At 75.0% G+C, this 13,117-nt stretch carries 13 protein-coding genes; 9 read left to right on the forward strand and 4 right to left on the reverse strand.

The window, feature by feature from the left end; genetic code table 11:
• Window positions 1-82: 82 nt before the first annotated feature.
• From ACIP4P_RS37300 to ACIP4P_RS37320, 5 genes are read left to right on the forward strand one after another with little or no spacing between them, the layout of a single operon-like run.
• On the forward strand, window positions 83-1,384 hold the full coding sequence (locus tag ACIP4P_RS37300) for an aspartate aminotransferase family protein (protein WP_400926488.1): 1,302 nt from the start codon (window positions 83-85) through the stop codon (window positions 1,382-1,384).
• The gene (locus ACIP4P_RS37305) at window positions 1,381-2,250 is read left to right on the forward strand and encodes a TauD/TfdA family dioxygenase (RefSeq protein WP_400926491.1); all 870 of its coding nucleotides are present in this window, start codon (window positions 1,381-1,383) and stop codon (window positions 2,248-2,250) included. The genes ACIP4P_RS37300 and ACIP4P_RS37305 overlap by 4 nt, the downstream gene beginning before the upstream one ends.
• Window positions 2,238-3,005, forward strand: a complete 768-nt coding sequence (locus ACIP4P_RS37310) for an SDR family oxidoreductase (protein ID WP_400926494.1) — start codon at window positions 2,238-2,240, stop codon at window positions 3,003-3,005. Before ACIP4P_RS37305 ends, ACIP4P_RS37310 begins: the two co-directional genes overlap by 13 nt.
• A gap of 3 nt (window positions 3,006-3,008) precedes the next feature.
• A complete protein-coding gene (locus ACIP4P_RS37315) occupies window positions 3,009-3,776 on the forward strand; it encodes a methyltransferase domain-containing protein (RefSeq protein ID WP_400926497.1) in 768 nt (255 codons plus the stop codon).
• 47 nt (window positions 3,777-3,823) lie between these two features.
• Window positions 3,824-4,522 (forward strand): alpha/beta fold hydrolase, encoded by a 699-nt coding sequence (locus tag ACIP4P_RS37320; protein ID WP_400926500.1) that lies wholly within the window; start codon window positions 3,824-3,826, stop codon window positions 4,520-4,522.
• 51 nt (window positions 4,523-4,573) lie between these two features.
• On the opposite strand, the gene ACIP4P_RS37325 is transcribed toward ACIP4P_RS37320, so the two are convergent.
• Entirely contained in the window at window positions 4,574-5,137 is a 564-nt protein-coding gene (locus ACIP4P_RS37325; RefSeq protein ID WP_400926503.1) for a restriction endonuclease, read from the reverse strand.
• Window positions 5,138-5,612: 475 nt separating this feature from the next.
• Between ACIP4P_RS37325 and ACIP4P_RS37330 the strand changes: the two genes are divergently transcribed.
• Window positions 5,613-5,819: a hypothetical protein gene (locus tag ACIP4P_RS37330; protein ID WP_400926506.1), complete on the forward strand. Its 207-nt coding sequence runs from the start codon at window positions 5,613-5,615 to the stop codon at window positions 5,817-5,819.
• A gap of 13 nt (window positions 5,820-5,832) precedes the next feature.
• Here the strand turns inward: ACIP4P_RS37330 and ACIP4P_RS37335 are convergent, their stop codons facing one another.
• Window positions 5,833-6,267, reverse strand: coding sequence for a fic family toxin-antitoxin system, toxin component (locus ACIP4P_RS37335; protein ID WP_400926509.1), 435 nt, complete (start codon window positions 6,265-6,267; stop codon window positions 5,833-5,835).
• Window positions 6,268-6,458: 191 nt separating this feature from the next.
• On the opposite strand from ACIP4P_RS37335, the gene ACIP4P_RS37340 reads away from it, so the two are divergent.
• Window positions 6,459-7,100, forward strand: a complete 642-nt coding sequence (locus tag ACIP4P_RS37340; RefSeq protein WP_400926512.1) for an SMI1/KNR4 family protein — start codon at window positions 6,459-6,461, stop codon at window positions 7,098-7,100.
• A gap of 70 nt (window positions 7,101-7,170) precedes the next feature.
• On the forward strand, window positions 7,171-8,382 hold the full coding sequence (locus tag ACIP4P_RS37345) for a hypothetical protein (RefSeq protein WP_400926515.1): 1,212 nt from the start codon (window positions 7,171-7,173) through the stop codon (window positions 8,380-8,382).
• A 69-nt stretch (window positions 8,383-8,451) separates the two neighbouring features.
• Here ACIP4P_RS37345 and ACIP4P_RS37350 read toward each other — a convergent pair whose 3' ends face one another.
• Both ACIP4P_RS37350 and ACIP4P_RS37355 read right to left on the reverse strand, forming a co-directional pair.
• Entirely contained in the window at window positions 8,452-11,043 is a 2,592-nt protein-coding gene (locus ACIP4P_RS37350; protein ID WP_400926518.1) for a beta-glucosidase, read from the reverse strand.
• 36 nt (window positions 11,044-11,079) lie between these two features.
• The gene (locus ACIP4P_RS37355) at window positions 11,080-11,787 is read right to left on the reverse strand and encodes an alpha/beta fold hydrolase (protein WP_400926521.1); all 708 of its coding nucleotides are present in this window, start codon (window positions 11,785-11,787) and stop codon (window positions 11,080-11,082) included.
• A 202-nt stretch (window positions 11,788-11,989) separates the two neighbouring features.
• Here ACIP4P_RS37355 and ACIP4P_RS37360 point away from each other — a divergent pair, with 202 nt between their 5' ends.
• The gene (locus tag ACIP4P_RS37360; RefSeq protein WP_400926524.1) at window positions 11,990-13,048 is read left to right on the forward strand and encodes a LacI family DNA-binding transcriptional regulator; all 1,059 of its coding nucleotides are present in this window, start codon (window positions 11,990-11,992) and stop codon (window positions 13,046-13,048) included.
• The last annotated feature ends 69 nt before the right edge of the window (window positions 13,049-13,117 follow it).

Raw genomic sequence — 13,117 nt, forward strand, 5'->3', positions numbered from 1 at the left:
CTCCGCCGACCGGATCCGCTGTCCGACCCGCTCGGCTCGGACGGTCCCCAGAAGGAAGCCCCCCGAGAGAAGGCAGACTCCGTTGTCCCAGCTCTCCCCAGTGCTCAAGCAGGCCACCCCCGTCGTCGCGGTGCGCGGCGAAGGCCTCCACCTCTACGACGCCGACGGCCGCCGCTACCTCGACTTCACCTCCGGTGTGGGGGTGACCAGTACCGGCCACTGCCACCCGAAGGTGGTCGCGGCCGTCCGCGAACAGGCCGGCCGACTGCTGCACGGCCAGTACACCACCGTCCTGCACGACCGACTGCTCACCCTCACCGAGCGGCTGGGCGAGGTGCTGCCGCCCGGCCTGGACTCGCTGTTCTACGCCACCGCCGGGACGGAGGCGGTCGAGGCCGCGCTGCGGCTGGCCCGGCAGGCCACCGGGCGGCAGAACGTGATCGTCTTCGAGGGCTCCTTCCACGGCCGCACCATGGGCGCGGCCTCGCTCACCACCGCCGGGACCCGCTTCCGGGCGGGCACCGGCCCGCTGGTGCCCGGCGTCGCGGTGGCGCCCTTCCCGGCCGCGTTCCGGCTGCGCCTCTCGTTGGGCCTGTCCGAGGAGGAGGCGGTGGCGCACGCCCTGCGCGGGCTGGACGAGGTGCTGGCCACCGTCTCCTCACCCGCCGAGACGGCGGCGCTGTTCGTCGAACCGGTGCTCGGCGAGGGCGGCTACGTCCCCGCTCCGGCCGGGTTCCTGACCGGGCTGCGCGAGCGCGCCGACCGGCACGGCTTCCTGCTGGTGGTGGACGAGGTGCAGACCGGCTTCGGCCGCACCGGCCGGTTCTGGGCCCACCAGCACGAGCCCGCCCGCCCGGGCGGGGAGGTCTTCCGGCCCGACGTGCTGATCACCGCCAAGGGCCTGGCCAGCGGCTTCCCGCTGTCCGCCATCGCCGCGCCGACCGCGCTGATGAGTCGCGCCTGGCCCGGCTCGCAGGGCGGCACCTACGGCGGCAACCCGGTGGCCTGCGCCGCCGCACTGGCCACCCTGGACGTGCTGCGCGAGGAACGGCTGGTCGAGAACGCGGCCGAGCAGGGTGCCCGGCTGCTGGACGGCCTGCGGACGGTCGCCGCCGGGGCGCCCGGCATCGGCGACGTCCGGGGCCTCGGTCTGATGGCGGCGAGCGAGTTCTGCCGGCCCGACGGCTCGCCGGACCCGGAGACGGCCCGGCGGGTCCAGCAGGCCGCGGCCGAACTCGGGCTGCTGCTCCTGCTCTGCGGGATCCACCTGAACGTGGTCCGGATGATCCCCGCGCTGGTCGTCACGGCCACGCAGATCGACGAGGCACTGGCACTGTGGTCCAAGGCCGTGGCGGTCGGGGCCGGAACGGAGGGGGCGCGGTGAGCGAGCACACGGTGACCGAGATCGGCTGGAGCAGCCTGGAGTTGGAGGCCCGGCGGCAGCTCTGGTCGCTGCCGCTGAGCGACCTGGAGCGGCAGCTGCTCTGGGCCGACGCGCGCGCCGGCCGCTGGGGTGCGGCCGAGCCGGTGCGCGAGCGGCTGCGGTCCTTCGTCCGGGAGGCCGCCGACTCGGTCGGGCTCACCCACATCGGCAACCTGGTCGACCCGGCCCGGCCGGAGAAGGAGATCACCGAGGCGCTGTCCTTCCTGCTGCGCGACTACGGCCGGATCGTCCCGCAGAACGGGCGCGGCGACCTCACCTCGGTGCTGCGCGACCAGGACGGCGACGGCAACACCGAACTCGGCTTCCACTGCGACACCTGCGACCTGCTGGTCCTGCTCTGCATCCAACCCGCCTACGACGGCGGCGGGTTGACCAAGCTGGCGAGCGCCCGGCACGTCCACGACCTGATCGGCCGGGAGCGGCCGGACGCGCTGGCCACCCTCTGCGAGGACTGGACCTTCGACCGCACCGGCCGGGCCGGCCCCCAGCTGGTCGTCACCCCCATCCTGTACCCGCGGCCGGACGGGACGACCGGCTGCTACTACCAGACCCGCACCGTCCGCTCCTCGCCGGACCGCGGCGGACCGGAACTGACGGACCGCCAGTGGGAGGCGCTCGGCGTGCTGGACGAGGTGCTCTACCGGCCGGAGATCGCCTTCGGGCTGCCGATGGCCGCCGGCGACCTGCTGATCATCCGCAACAGCCGGGTGCTGCACGGGCGTTCGGCCTTCCTGGACGAACCCGGCCGGTACTCCCGGCGGATGCTGCGGATCTGGCTCAACGAGGGGGCGGAATGGGCGCGGTGACCCCGTCGGACCGGCGGGTCGCCGTGGTCACCGGTGGCGGCAGCGGGCTCGGCCGGGCCTCCGCGCTGGCCCTGCTCGGGGCCGGCTGGACGGTGGCGGTCGCCGGGCGCCGCAAGGACGCGCTGGAGGAGACCACCGCCCTCGCCGAGGCCGACGCGGACCGGGTGCTGGCGGTGCCGACCGACATCCGCAGCCCGGAGGAGGTCGCCCGGCTGTTCGACGCCGTCCGCGACCGCTACGGCCGGCTCGACCTGCTGTTCAACAACGCGGGCGCCGCCGCCCCGCGCCGGCCGATCACCGAGACCCGGTTCCAGGACTGGAACCGGGTCCTGGACACCATCGTGACCGGCAGCTTCCTCTGCGCCCGGGAGGCCTTCCGGCTGATGAGCACCCAGACCCCGCAGGGCGGTCGGATCATCAACAACGGCGCGCCCTCGGCGTACGTCCCCCGTCCGAACTCCCTCGCGTACACGGCCGCCAAGCACGCCGTGCTCGGTCTCACCAAGGTGCTGGCGCTGGACGGCCGCCCGTACGGCATCACCTGCGGGCAGATCGACGTCGGAAACGTCACCCCGGTGGACGGCGCTGCGCAGCCCGCCGCGATGCAGGCGGACGGCACCATGGCGGTGGAGGCCACCATCCCGGTCGAGCGGTTCACCGACGCCCTGCTGCTGATGGCGGCCCAACCGCCGGACACCGTCATCCAGTCCCTGGTGGTGCTGCCGGCCACCATGCCGTTCCTCGGAAGGGGATGAACCGTGCTGGTCAGTGCCCGCTCCTTCGCGGAGTACCGAGCGATGTTCGCGCTCACCGACCGTGACCTCGGCCCCGGCCGACGGATCCTGGACTGCCCGGCCGGCGCGGCGAGCTTCGTCGCGGAGGCCGGGCTGCGCGGGATCGACGCCGTCGCGGCGGACCGCGAATACGCCGTGCACCGTGCGGAGTTGGGCATGCTGGTGGAGCGGGAGACCCGCTTCAAGCGCGAGCGGCTGGTGCGGGAGACGGCGGACTTCGCGCGGTCCTGGTACACCGACGCCGACGACCTGATCCGGCAGTGGAGTGTCAACGCCCAGCTGTTCCGGGCCGACATCGCCGCCCGCCCGGAGCGCTACGTCGCCGCGGCGCTGCCCGAACTCCCCTTCACGGACGGCTCCTTCGACCTGGTGCTCAGCTCGCACCTGGTCTTCTCCTACGGCAACCGGATGGGCGAGCAGTTCCAGCGGGCCGCCCTGCTCGAACTCGCCCGGGTGGCCCGGTGGGAGGTCCGGATCTTCCCGGTGGTGGTGTACGACACCGGGGAGCGGTACCGGGGGTTGGGGCGGCTGCGGGAGGAGCTGGCGGACGCCGGGATCGGCAGCCGGGTCGAGCAGGTGGCGTACGAGTTCCAGCCGGGCGGCGACGAGATGCTGGTGCTCACCTGCGCGGGCTACCGGGCCCCGGCCCGGTCGCCCTCCCGGGCCGGCGCCGTCGACCCGGTGCGCTGGCGGCACCGGGAGTCGACCGGAGAGGGGTCCGGGGCGGCCTGACGATATCCGGACGACGGCGGCCGGCCCGCTCCGCTACGGTGCGGATCATGGTGAACTTCGTACTGGTCGCCGGCGCCCGGCTCGGGGCCTGGGCCTGGGGCGACGTGGTCCCGCACCTGCGTGCGGCCGGCCACGCCGTCCACCCGCTGACGCTGTCCGGGCTGGCCGAGAAGCGCGGCCTCCCGGCCGGCCAGCAGACCCACGTCCAGGACATCGTGACCGAGGTCGAGCGCCACGACCTGCGCGAGGTGGTCCTGGTCGGCCACAGCTACGCGGGCGTGCCGGTCGGCCAGGCCGCGCAGCGGATCGGCGACCGGCTGGCCCGGGTGGTCTTCGTCGACTCCGGCCTCCCCGTCGACGGCGAGTCCTTCGCGGCCGGCTGGCCGGACGGGGGAGCGGAGTTGCGGGCCGCGATCGCCGCCAACGGCGGCCACTGGCCGTGCGCCCGGCCCGAGCACTTCACCGGCCACGGCCTCACCGAGGAGCAGATCGCCCGGATCGTCGCCGGCGCCACCCCGCACCCCGGCGCCACCCTCACCGAGCCCGCCGTGCTGACCGGCCCGCTCGCCGCGCTGCCCGCGACCTACATCAGGTGCCTGGCTGCCGGGGAGGAGCCGGACGAGGACGTGGTGGGGCTGGTGGAGGGTGGGCACTGGCGGCTGGCCGAACTGGACACCGGGCACTGGCCGATGTTCTCCCGGCCGGTCGAACTGGCCCGGCTGCTGCTGGCCGCCGTGGAGCACTGACGGCCCGGCGGTCTCACCGGTCCCGCTCGGTCTCCCGCCCATCGGGGGGCATCAGGCCCAGGGCGGCCGGCCGGTGCCCTCCGCCCAGCGGGCGAGCGCCCGGCGGTCGACCGCGCGGATGCCGACCTGGGCGCAGAACGCGGCCGCGGCCTTGGTGAACGAGTTGGTGGTCACCACGGCGGCCAGCTGGCAGCGGTGCACGTCACGGTAGGTGCCGTTGACCTGCTGGACGTCCTGCGAGCCGACGAAGGTCCGCGGTCCGTACCGCTTCGCCTGGATCAGGAGCCGCTGTCCGGTGGGGGTGGTGGCCAGCACGTCCGCCGCGAGGTCGCCGGGACCGCCGACCACGGTGACGTTCGTACAGCCGTCCCGTCGGCAGAGGTCGGCCAGCGCGTGCTCGAAGGCCTTCGGGCTCATCCTCAGGAACGCATCGATGTGCCGCAGCTGTTCGGCGCGCGCCTCCAACTCCCCTTGCCGCAGCCGCGCGCGGAGGTGCAGCACCGCGGCGGCCACCCCCACGGCCACCAGCACCAGGGCGGCGACCAGCCACAGGTGCTGGCCCAGCCACCGCACCGCGACCACCGCGAGCGCGATCACCGCCGTCCCGCCCAGCACCGGCGCCGTGGCCCCTTGGGTGCGTCGGGTCGGTCGGTTCCGCCGGGTCGGCCGGTTTCGTCGGGTCGGTCGGGTCGGTCGGTTACGCCGGGGCTGCGGGGGCCGTTGCGGCCGCCAGTCCAGCGGGGTCCGCCAGTCCGGACGGGTGACGGTCGACCGGCGTGGTCGGACGGACCTGCGGGCCACGGACATCCCCCTCGCGCCACGGTGGTCGTGCGAGCGTAGGGGCAAGCGCCGCCCGGCCGCCGGGGAACCGGCCGACTCCGCGGCCCGCGGTGCCGCAGTTGTCCGGATCCCGGCGTCCGACGGCCGAACTGCGGGCACCGGGTGCCGGGTGCCGGGTCCCGTGGACCGGAGTGTCGTTGCCCGGAGGCCCGGGAGGTGCCGATTTCGCCCAACCCGCCACCTCGGCCGCCGACCTCTGGCATGCTCACAGGGCGTCTACGGAGCGTGGTCGAGTCGTCACCAAGGGTGGATGGACATGCAGTTGGGCATCAGTGTGAGCGCGGTGCTCGGGATCGTGATCGTCCTCCGCCTGATGCGCCGGACCGAGCCCCGGAGCCGCTTCGACGAGAAGCTGAGCGCCTTCCTCTGCGTCGCCTTCGGCGTCCTGATCGCCGCCACCCCGTGGGGCCACGCGATCCTCCGCCTCGCCGGCATCGCGGCCCGGGCCACCCACTGAGGCCCGGGCGTCGTCAGCGGTACCAGGTGCGGATCACGGCCGCCGCCTCGCGGACGCCGACGCTGCCGGTGCGGATGCGGGCGGCCAGGTCGACGGCCTGGCCGGGGTCGGCAGTGACGGTGACGCCGGAGGCGCTGAGGTAGGCGGCGGCGACCACCGAGGCGAAGTGCTCGTTGCCGGACTCCAGGGCGGGGACGCGGATCAGTTGGTGCATCAGGGCCGCCGCGCGCTGGTGCACGGCCTCGTAGACGGGGACGTCCATGACCTCGTCGGTGTGCCGGGCGACGGCGGCGGCCAGGGTGCCGTAGTCGATGACGTCCGGGTCGGTGGGCAGGAACCGGTGGGCGATGTCGAGCAGCCAGGCCCGGTCGATCCGCAGGATCACGTGGTGCCCGCCGTACGTGCCGCGGCGCCGGTGCGGGGGGTGCCGTGGGGGTGTGCTCCGCACGCGTTCCCCGGTCGGCCGGTCGGATGGTTCATGGGCGCGAGCGTAGCGAGGTGTAGCGGGTGCTATCAAAGTGCGGGGGAGGGTGCCCGGATGGCCCTCCGTCACGACGCGCGCCGCTGAACGGGCCCTGGGGCCCTTGCCGTTGTTCACCGGTCCGCCGACTGTCGTACCCGGCTGCTAAGACTGATCGCATGACTGACCGCACGACGGACGGCACGACCGACGACGCGACCGACACGCCGGGACCGGACGGCGAGGAACTGGACGTCCTCCGGGCGGCCCTGGTCGGCGCGCACGCCCGACCGCCGTTGGCCCGCGACGAACTCGAGGCCTGGGAGGCCCGGCACGGTATGACCCTGCCCGAGCCGTACCGGACCTTCCTGACCCGGGTCGCCAACGGCTTCTCCGCCGCGCCGTCCGGGGAGGAGGTGCTGCTGCCGCTGGGCCGGCTGCCCGACAGCTGGTACCACTGGGACTCGGAGAACTGGCTCTCCCCGGACCGCTTCGACCCCACGGCCCCACGCGACCCGGCCGCGCCCTTCCCGCTGACCGAGGAGTGGCAGTGGGAGTACGACTTCTTCCCGGACGAGCACGTCGGCCTGATGGCCTCGCTCTACCGGGACGGTTCCGTCATCCTCGGCGCCGAGGAGGACGGCTGCTACTGGGCCCTCATCACCGCCGGGCCCCGGCGCGGAACCGTGTGGCAGCTCGCGGACGGCACCGCCTTCCCCTACACCGGGCCGGACGCGGACGAGGACGGTGCGCCCCCGCTCGGCTTCCTCGACTGGATCCGGCAGTGGAACACCGGACGCGGCTGGTGGAACGACCGCTGAGGCGCGCGGACCTCGGCAGGGCCGCGACCTGCGCCGAACCGGTGCGGAGCCGGGTGGCTACGCTGCCGGGATGACCTCCGTGCCGTCCGTACCCTCCGAACCCTCCGTACCACCTGGGCCGTTCGGACTGCCTGGACCGTCCGGACCGCCGGCCGCGGCGGTCGCCGAGGAGCTGCGCCGGCTCCAGCAGCTCCTCCCGGCCGAGCTCGGGCCGGGCCTCAGCGAGCGCGAACTCGACGAGGTCGAGGCCCGGTTCGGCTTCCGCTTCGCCGCGGACCACCGGGTCTTCCTGGCCGCAGGCCTGCCGTACGGCTCGCCCTCCTGGCCGGACTGGCGGCACGGCGACCCGGCGGAGCTGCGGGCGTGGCTCGCCCGGCCGGTCGAGGGCGTGCTGTTCGACGTCGAGCACAACGGCTTCTGGCACCCGAACTGGGGGCCGGAGCCCGCCGGGCGGCCGGAGGCGCTCCGGATCGCGGCGGCGGAACTGGCGGACGTCCCGCAGCTGGTGCCGGTGTACGGCCACCGCTACCTGCCCGGTACGGCGGGGGAGTTCGGCCATCCGGTGCTCTCGGTGCACCAGACCGACGCCGTCTACTACGGGAACGACCTCGCCGACTACCTCCGGTACGAGTTCACCGGCCGGTCGGCCGGGCGCTCCCGGGCCCGGGCGACCGTCGGTTTCTGGTCCTACCTGCTTGAGGGCTGCCCGGAGACCGCGGTCAGCACGCCGCACGATCCGTACGCCACGACGCCGGCGGAGGCGGTCGAACACCTGCGGATGCTGGCGCTGGAACGGCTGATCGGCCGCCGGGTCGAGGACGAACAGCTGGTCCAGGCCGGGCTGGTGGCACTGGTCCTCGATGTCGGGTCGCCGTCCCTCCCGCTGCTCGCCGGGCTGCCACGCGCCGAACACGGCCGGGCCGGTGCGCTGTTCGGGCAGGTGCTCACCGAGCTGGGCCTCGACTCCGGTCTGCCGCAGGAGTCGGCCCGCTGGGAGCCGGTCCGTTGGGACGCGGCCCGCTGGGAGTCGGTCCGTTGGGAGCTGGTCCGCTGGTGGCTCCGGCTGATCGTGAACGGAAGTACCGCCCCCGCGACCGGCGTCGAGGTGATCGCCCACGAGGGCTGGGGCGCGCTGGCCCGCCCCGAGGCCCTGCGGCCGCTGGTCGAACTGGCCGGGGACCGGGAGCAGGGCCGGGACGGCACCCGAGAGACGGTCGCCGACGCGATCCGCGCCGAGGCCGACCGGCTGCTCGCCGGCCCGTGGCCCCCGCCCAGGGGCTGACCGTCGCTCCCGTGGGCGGGGGTCCGGGCCCAACGGCCAGGCCCTGAACCCGGACTCCCGCCACGGGGTTCAGTCCTGCGGAACCACCAGGGCCAGGGTGAGCGGGCGGTAGCCGGCGTCGGGGCCGGCCTCGACGGTGTGGACGCCCGGGGCGGTGCGCCAGGCGTGGGCCGTGGTGTCCCAGGTCTGGACGGCCCGGCGCGGGACGGTGATCCGGGCGGTGGCGACCGCGCCCGGGGCGGCCTCGACCACGGCGAAGCCGGCCAGTTGCCGGTCGGGGCGGCTGCGGTCGGATCCGTCCGTGGCGAGGTAGACCTGCACCACCTCGCGGCCGGTCCGGTCGCCGGTGTTGCGGACCCGGACGCAGACCTCGGCCAGGGTGTCCGTGCTGCCCGCAGCGCCCTCGGTCAGCCGGGCCTCCAGGCCCTCGTAGGACCAGCGGGTGTAGCCGCGACCGGCGCCGAACCAGTAGGCGGGGGCGGCGCCGGCCCGGCGCTGCCAGGCCCGGTAGCCGATGAACAGGCCTTCGGGGTAGTCGAGTCGGCCGTCGGTCGGGGTGACCTCCCAGACCGGGCAGTCGGCCTCCTCGGCGGGCCAGGTGGTGGGCAGCCGGCCTCCCGGTTCGACCGTGCCGAGGAGCACGTCGGCCAGCGCCTCGCCGGCCTGCTGGCCGGGGAACCAGCCGAGCAGCACCGCCGCCACCGACTCGCGCCACGGCATCAGCACCGGGGCGCCCGCGTTGACCACCACCACGGTGCGCGGGTTGGCGGCCGCGACCCGGGCGACCAGCTCGTCCTGACGGCCGGGCAGACGCAGGCCGGCCCGGTCCACGCCCTCGCTCTCCACCTCCTCGGTGGTGCCGACCACGACCACCGCGACCTCGGCCGCCGTGGCCGCCGCGACGGCCTGCTCGATCAACTCCTCGGCGGAGACGGTGGGTGCGGCGTGGCCGAGGGTGAAGGAGACCAGGCCGAAGCCGGCGAAGCCGCCCGCCTCCGGCATCGTGCAGGTCAGCGAGACCGCGACCTCCCGGTCGGCCGCGAGCTCCAGCTCGACCCGGTGCTCCGGGGGGTTGAGGAAGGCGGCGGCCGGGTCCTCGCCCTCCGGCAGCAGCGTTCCGTCGAAGAGCACCTCGCCGTCCGCCTCCAGCCGGAACCGGCCGACGCCGCGGACGGCCAGCTGGTGCCGGCCGGTGGTCCGGGCGGCGTCGGTGGTCCCAGTGCCGCCGGTGGCCCCGGTGTTCAGGGTGCCGGTCAGCCGGACCGCGGTGAGCTGGGCGAACGGGACGTCGCCGGGCAGCGCGCCGAGCCACCGGAGGTCGCCGCCGGGCAGCGCGGCGGTGCCCAGAGTGCCCTGGGCGCCGAGCAGTTCGGCGGTGCACGGGAAGGCGGCCGGAGGGAGGAAGGTGCGCGGGTCGGCGCCGAGCGCGTGCACCAGCCGGGTGCCCTCGCCCAGCGCCGCGCGCAGGCCCTCCAGCGGACTGACCAGCCGGGTCGGGAAGACCTGGGCGCTGCCGCCCCCGCCGATCCGGGGCTCGGCCGCGGCCGCACCGATCAGCGCCACCGAGGCGGGCGCCGGGTCGAGCGGCAGCACGTCGCCCTCGTTGCGCAGCAGGACGAAGGAGCGGGCCGCCAGTTCGCGGACCAGCGCCTCGCCGTCGATCGGCGCGGGCAGTTCCTCCGCCGGGACGGCGGCGGGCGCGCCGGCCAGCAGGCCGACCCGGGCGGCCAACCGGAGGACCCGGCGGGCCAGTTGATCCACCACGGTCTCGGGGACGAGACCGTCGCGGACGGCCCGTACGAGGTGGTCGCCGTAGACGGTGGCCGGGCCGGGCATCGCGATGTCGAGGCCGCCGAGGGCTGCCCGTACGGTGTCGCGGGCGCCCGTCCAGTCCGAGACCAGGACGCCGTCGAAGCCCCACTCCTCGCGCAGCACCGCGTTGTTGAGCTCGGCGTGCTCGCTCATGCTCGGGCCGTTGACGGCGTTGTAGGCGGCCATCAGACCCCAGGGGCGGGCCGTTCGGACGATCGTCTCGAACGGTGCCAGGTACAGCTCGCGCAGGGTGCGCTCGTCCACCCGGACGTCGACGGTGTAGCGCTCGGTCTCCGAGTCGTTGGCGACGAAGTGCTTGGGCGTGGTGGCGACGCCGCCGTCCTGGACGCCGGAGACCAGGGCGACGCCGATCCCGCCGGTGAGCAGCGGGTCCTCGGAGAAGCACTCGAAGTGGCGTCCGCCGCGCGGGCTGCGGTGCAGGTTCACGGTCGGGGCGAGCACCACGTGGGCGCCCTTGCGCCGGGCCTCCTGGGCGAGCAGTCGACCGGCCCGGCGGACCAGGTCGAGGTCCCAGGTGGCGGCCAGGGCGGTCGGCGAGGGCAGGGCGACGGACGGGTCGTCCGGGGTCCACTGCTCCCCGCGCACGCCGGCCGGGCCGTCGGACATCACCAGCCGGCCGAGGCCGATCCGCTCGTCGGCGGGCAGCGACCACATGTCGGCCCCGGCGAGCAGGGCGACCTTGGCGGGCAGGTCGAGCCGGGCGAGGGCGGCCTCGACGGCGGTCTCGCGGCGGGCGTCGGCGTCGTTCCGGGTGTCGGCGGTCGCGCTGTTCCCGTCGCTCACGCGGCCCACGCCGCTCGTGCCGCTCGTACCGCTCGTGCTGCTCACGCTGTTCTCCTCGTGCTCCGTACGGTCGTCCACGGCTCAGATCCACCCTTCGAGCGCGGTCATGAATCCGGGGTGGTCGTCCCGGTGCACGGTGTGCCCGGCGCCCGGGACGGTGCGCACCTCGAAGCCGCGCTCGCGCAGCAGCTCGGCGTCCGGGGCGCCGACCAGGAAGCTCCGGTCGGCCAGCACCACCAGGGAGGGCACGGCGGGTGCGGCGGGCAGACCGGACTCCTGGCCGGACATGGCCAGGGCGGAGTCCGGGTCCCAGGCGGCGAGGGTGGCGAGCTCGACGTCGAGGTCGGCGCTCTCCCAGCGCGGGTTGAGGGTGCGGATCTGCTCCCGGGTGGCGTCCCGGAACTGCACGAACAGCGCCGGGTCGACCCCTGAGGCCTGGGCGAACTGCCAGGCCGGGTCGACGTAGACGGCGCGGGCCGGGCGCAGCCGCTCGACCGCGCGCAGCAGGGAGATGCCGCCGAGCGAGTGCCCGACGGCCAGGTCGGCCCCGGTGGGCAGGGTCTCGACCAGGTCCTCGGCGTACGCCTCCAGCGGGTAGCGCTCCCGCGGGGTCGCGCCGGTGCCGCGCGGGCTCTGCCCGTGGCCGCGCTGGTCGACGGCGATGACGCGGTAGCCGCGCTCGGCCAGGGCCGGTCCGACCCGGCGCCAGGTGCGGTGGTCGGACATGATGCCGTGCACCAGCAGCGCGACGCGCTCTCCGGTGCCCCATTCCTGGGTGTGCAACTTCATGGTGGGGGAGCCTTTCGACCGAGTTCAGCCGGTTTCGATCGGATCCGGCAGGATTCCGACCGGGGTGCGACCAGGTGCGAGCTGATACGACCAAGTACGACCTGATGCACGTTACACGTGTAACGGTTACTCGTGTAACCACGTGTCTATCAGGGCATTCCGTCCCACGGCCAGAGCCCGGCGTGAAAAGATTCCCACCGTTATGGACAGCGACCGCACCGAACCCGCCGCCCCCGGCCCCGTTTCTGCCCCCGCCCCCGGTCCTGCCGGCGCACCCACCAGCGCCGACGTCGCCCGCCTGGCCGGCGTCTCCCGGGCCACGGTCTCCTTCGTGCTCAACAACACCGCCGGCGGACGGGTCAGCGAGCAGACCCGGCTCAAGGTCCGGGCCGCCGCCGACCGGCTCGGCTACGTCCCGCACGCCGCCGCCCGCTCGCTGCGGGCCGGCCGGACCGGCCTGGTGCTGCTGGCCGGCTCCACCGCACCGATCGGCCCGCTGTTCAGCGGCTTCTACCGGGACCTCCAGGACGCGCTGCACCGCCACGGCCACACGCCCGTACTGCTGGGCCCGACCGTCGGCGACGGGGACGAGGCCGTCCGGGCCTGGGCCGAACTGCGGCCCACCGCCGTGTTCTGCCTCGCCCGGGGGCTCACCGCGGACAGCGTGCAGCTGCTGCGCCGCTCCGGCGCCCGGGCGGTGCTCACCCTCGGCACGCCCCCGGTGCCCGGCGCGCACGCGCTGCTCATGGACCAGCGGGAGGTCGGCGCCGTCGCCGCCGCGCACCTGCTGGAGCGGGGTCGGCGCCGGATCGGCGTGGTGATGCCGACCGACCCGGCGCTCGCCCTGTTCAGCGAACCCCGGCTGGCCGGCATCCGGGCGGCCGCCGAGTCGGCGGGCCTGGGCGCCGTGGTCGAGCCGCTGCCGCTGGACTACACCGAGGAGTCCGCGGCCGGACTGGCCGCCCGCTGCCGGGAACTCGCCCTGGACGGCCTGTTCGGCTACAACGACGAGTACGCCATGCTCGCCCTGCGCGCGCTCCAGGACGCCGGCGCCGACGCACCCGATCCGGTGGCCGTGGTCGGCGCCGACGACCTGCTGCTCGGCCGACTGCTCCGCCCCCGGCTGAGCTCGGTCCGGATGCGGCTGCCGGCCGGCGAGGAACTGGCCGAGCTGGTCGACCGGGTGATCGCCGACCCGGACGTGCCCCCACTCCGCCGGGACCTGATGACCGTGGAACTGGTCGCCCGCGAATCGTCCTGACCCGACGCGCCCCGGCTCACGTCGAGCTGCCCCGAGTCGAGCTGCTGCGGATCGTCCCGAGCGGCGCGC

Origin of the sequence: Kitasatospora sp. NPDC089509, assembly GCF_044749365.1 — a bacterium.
Taxonomy (GTDB): domain Bacteria; phylum Actinomycetota; class Actinomycetes; order Streptomycetales; family Streptomycetaceae; genus Kitasatospora.

Bases quoted from the DNA above. Each gene is read 5' to 3' on its own strand.
- ACIP4P_RS37320 (WP_400926500.1), top strand. From the start codon at position 3,824: ATGGTGAACTTCGTACTGGTCGCCGGCGCCCGGCTCGGGGCCTGGGCC.
- ACIP4P_RS37345 (WP_400926515.1), top strand. From the start codon at position 7,171: ATGACCTCCGTGCCGTCCGTACCCTCCGAACCCTCCGTACCACCTGGG.
- ACIP4P_RS37330 (WP_400926506.1), top strand. From the start codon at position 5,613: ATGGACATGCAGTTGGGCATCAGTGTGAGCGCGGTGCTCGGGATCGTG.
- ACIP4P_RS37340 (WP_400926512.1), top strand. From the start codon at position 6,459: ATGACTGACCGCACGACGGACGGCACGACCGACGACGCGACCGACACG.
- ACIP4P_RS37355 (WP_400926521.1), bottom strand. From the start codon at position 11,787: ATGAAGTTGCACACCCAGGAATGGGGCACCGGAGAGCGCGTCGCGCTG.
- ACIP4P_RS37360 (WP_400926524.1), top strand. From the start codon at position 11,990: ATGGACAGCGACCGCACCGAACCCGCCGCCCCCGGCCCCGTTTCTGCC.
- ACIP4P_RS37310 (WP_400926494.1), top strand. From the start codon at position 2,238: ATGGGCGCGGTGACCCCGTCGGACCGGCGGGTCGCCGTGGTCACCGGT.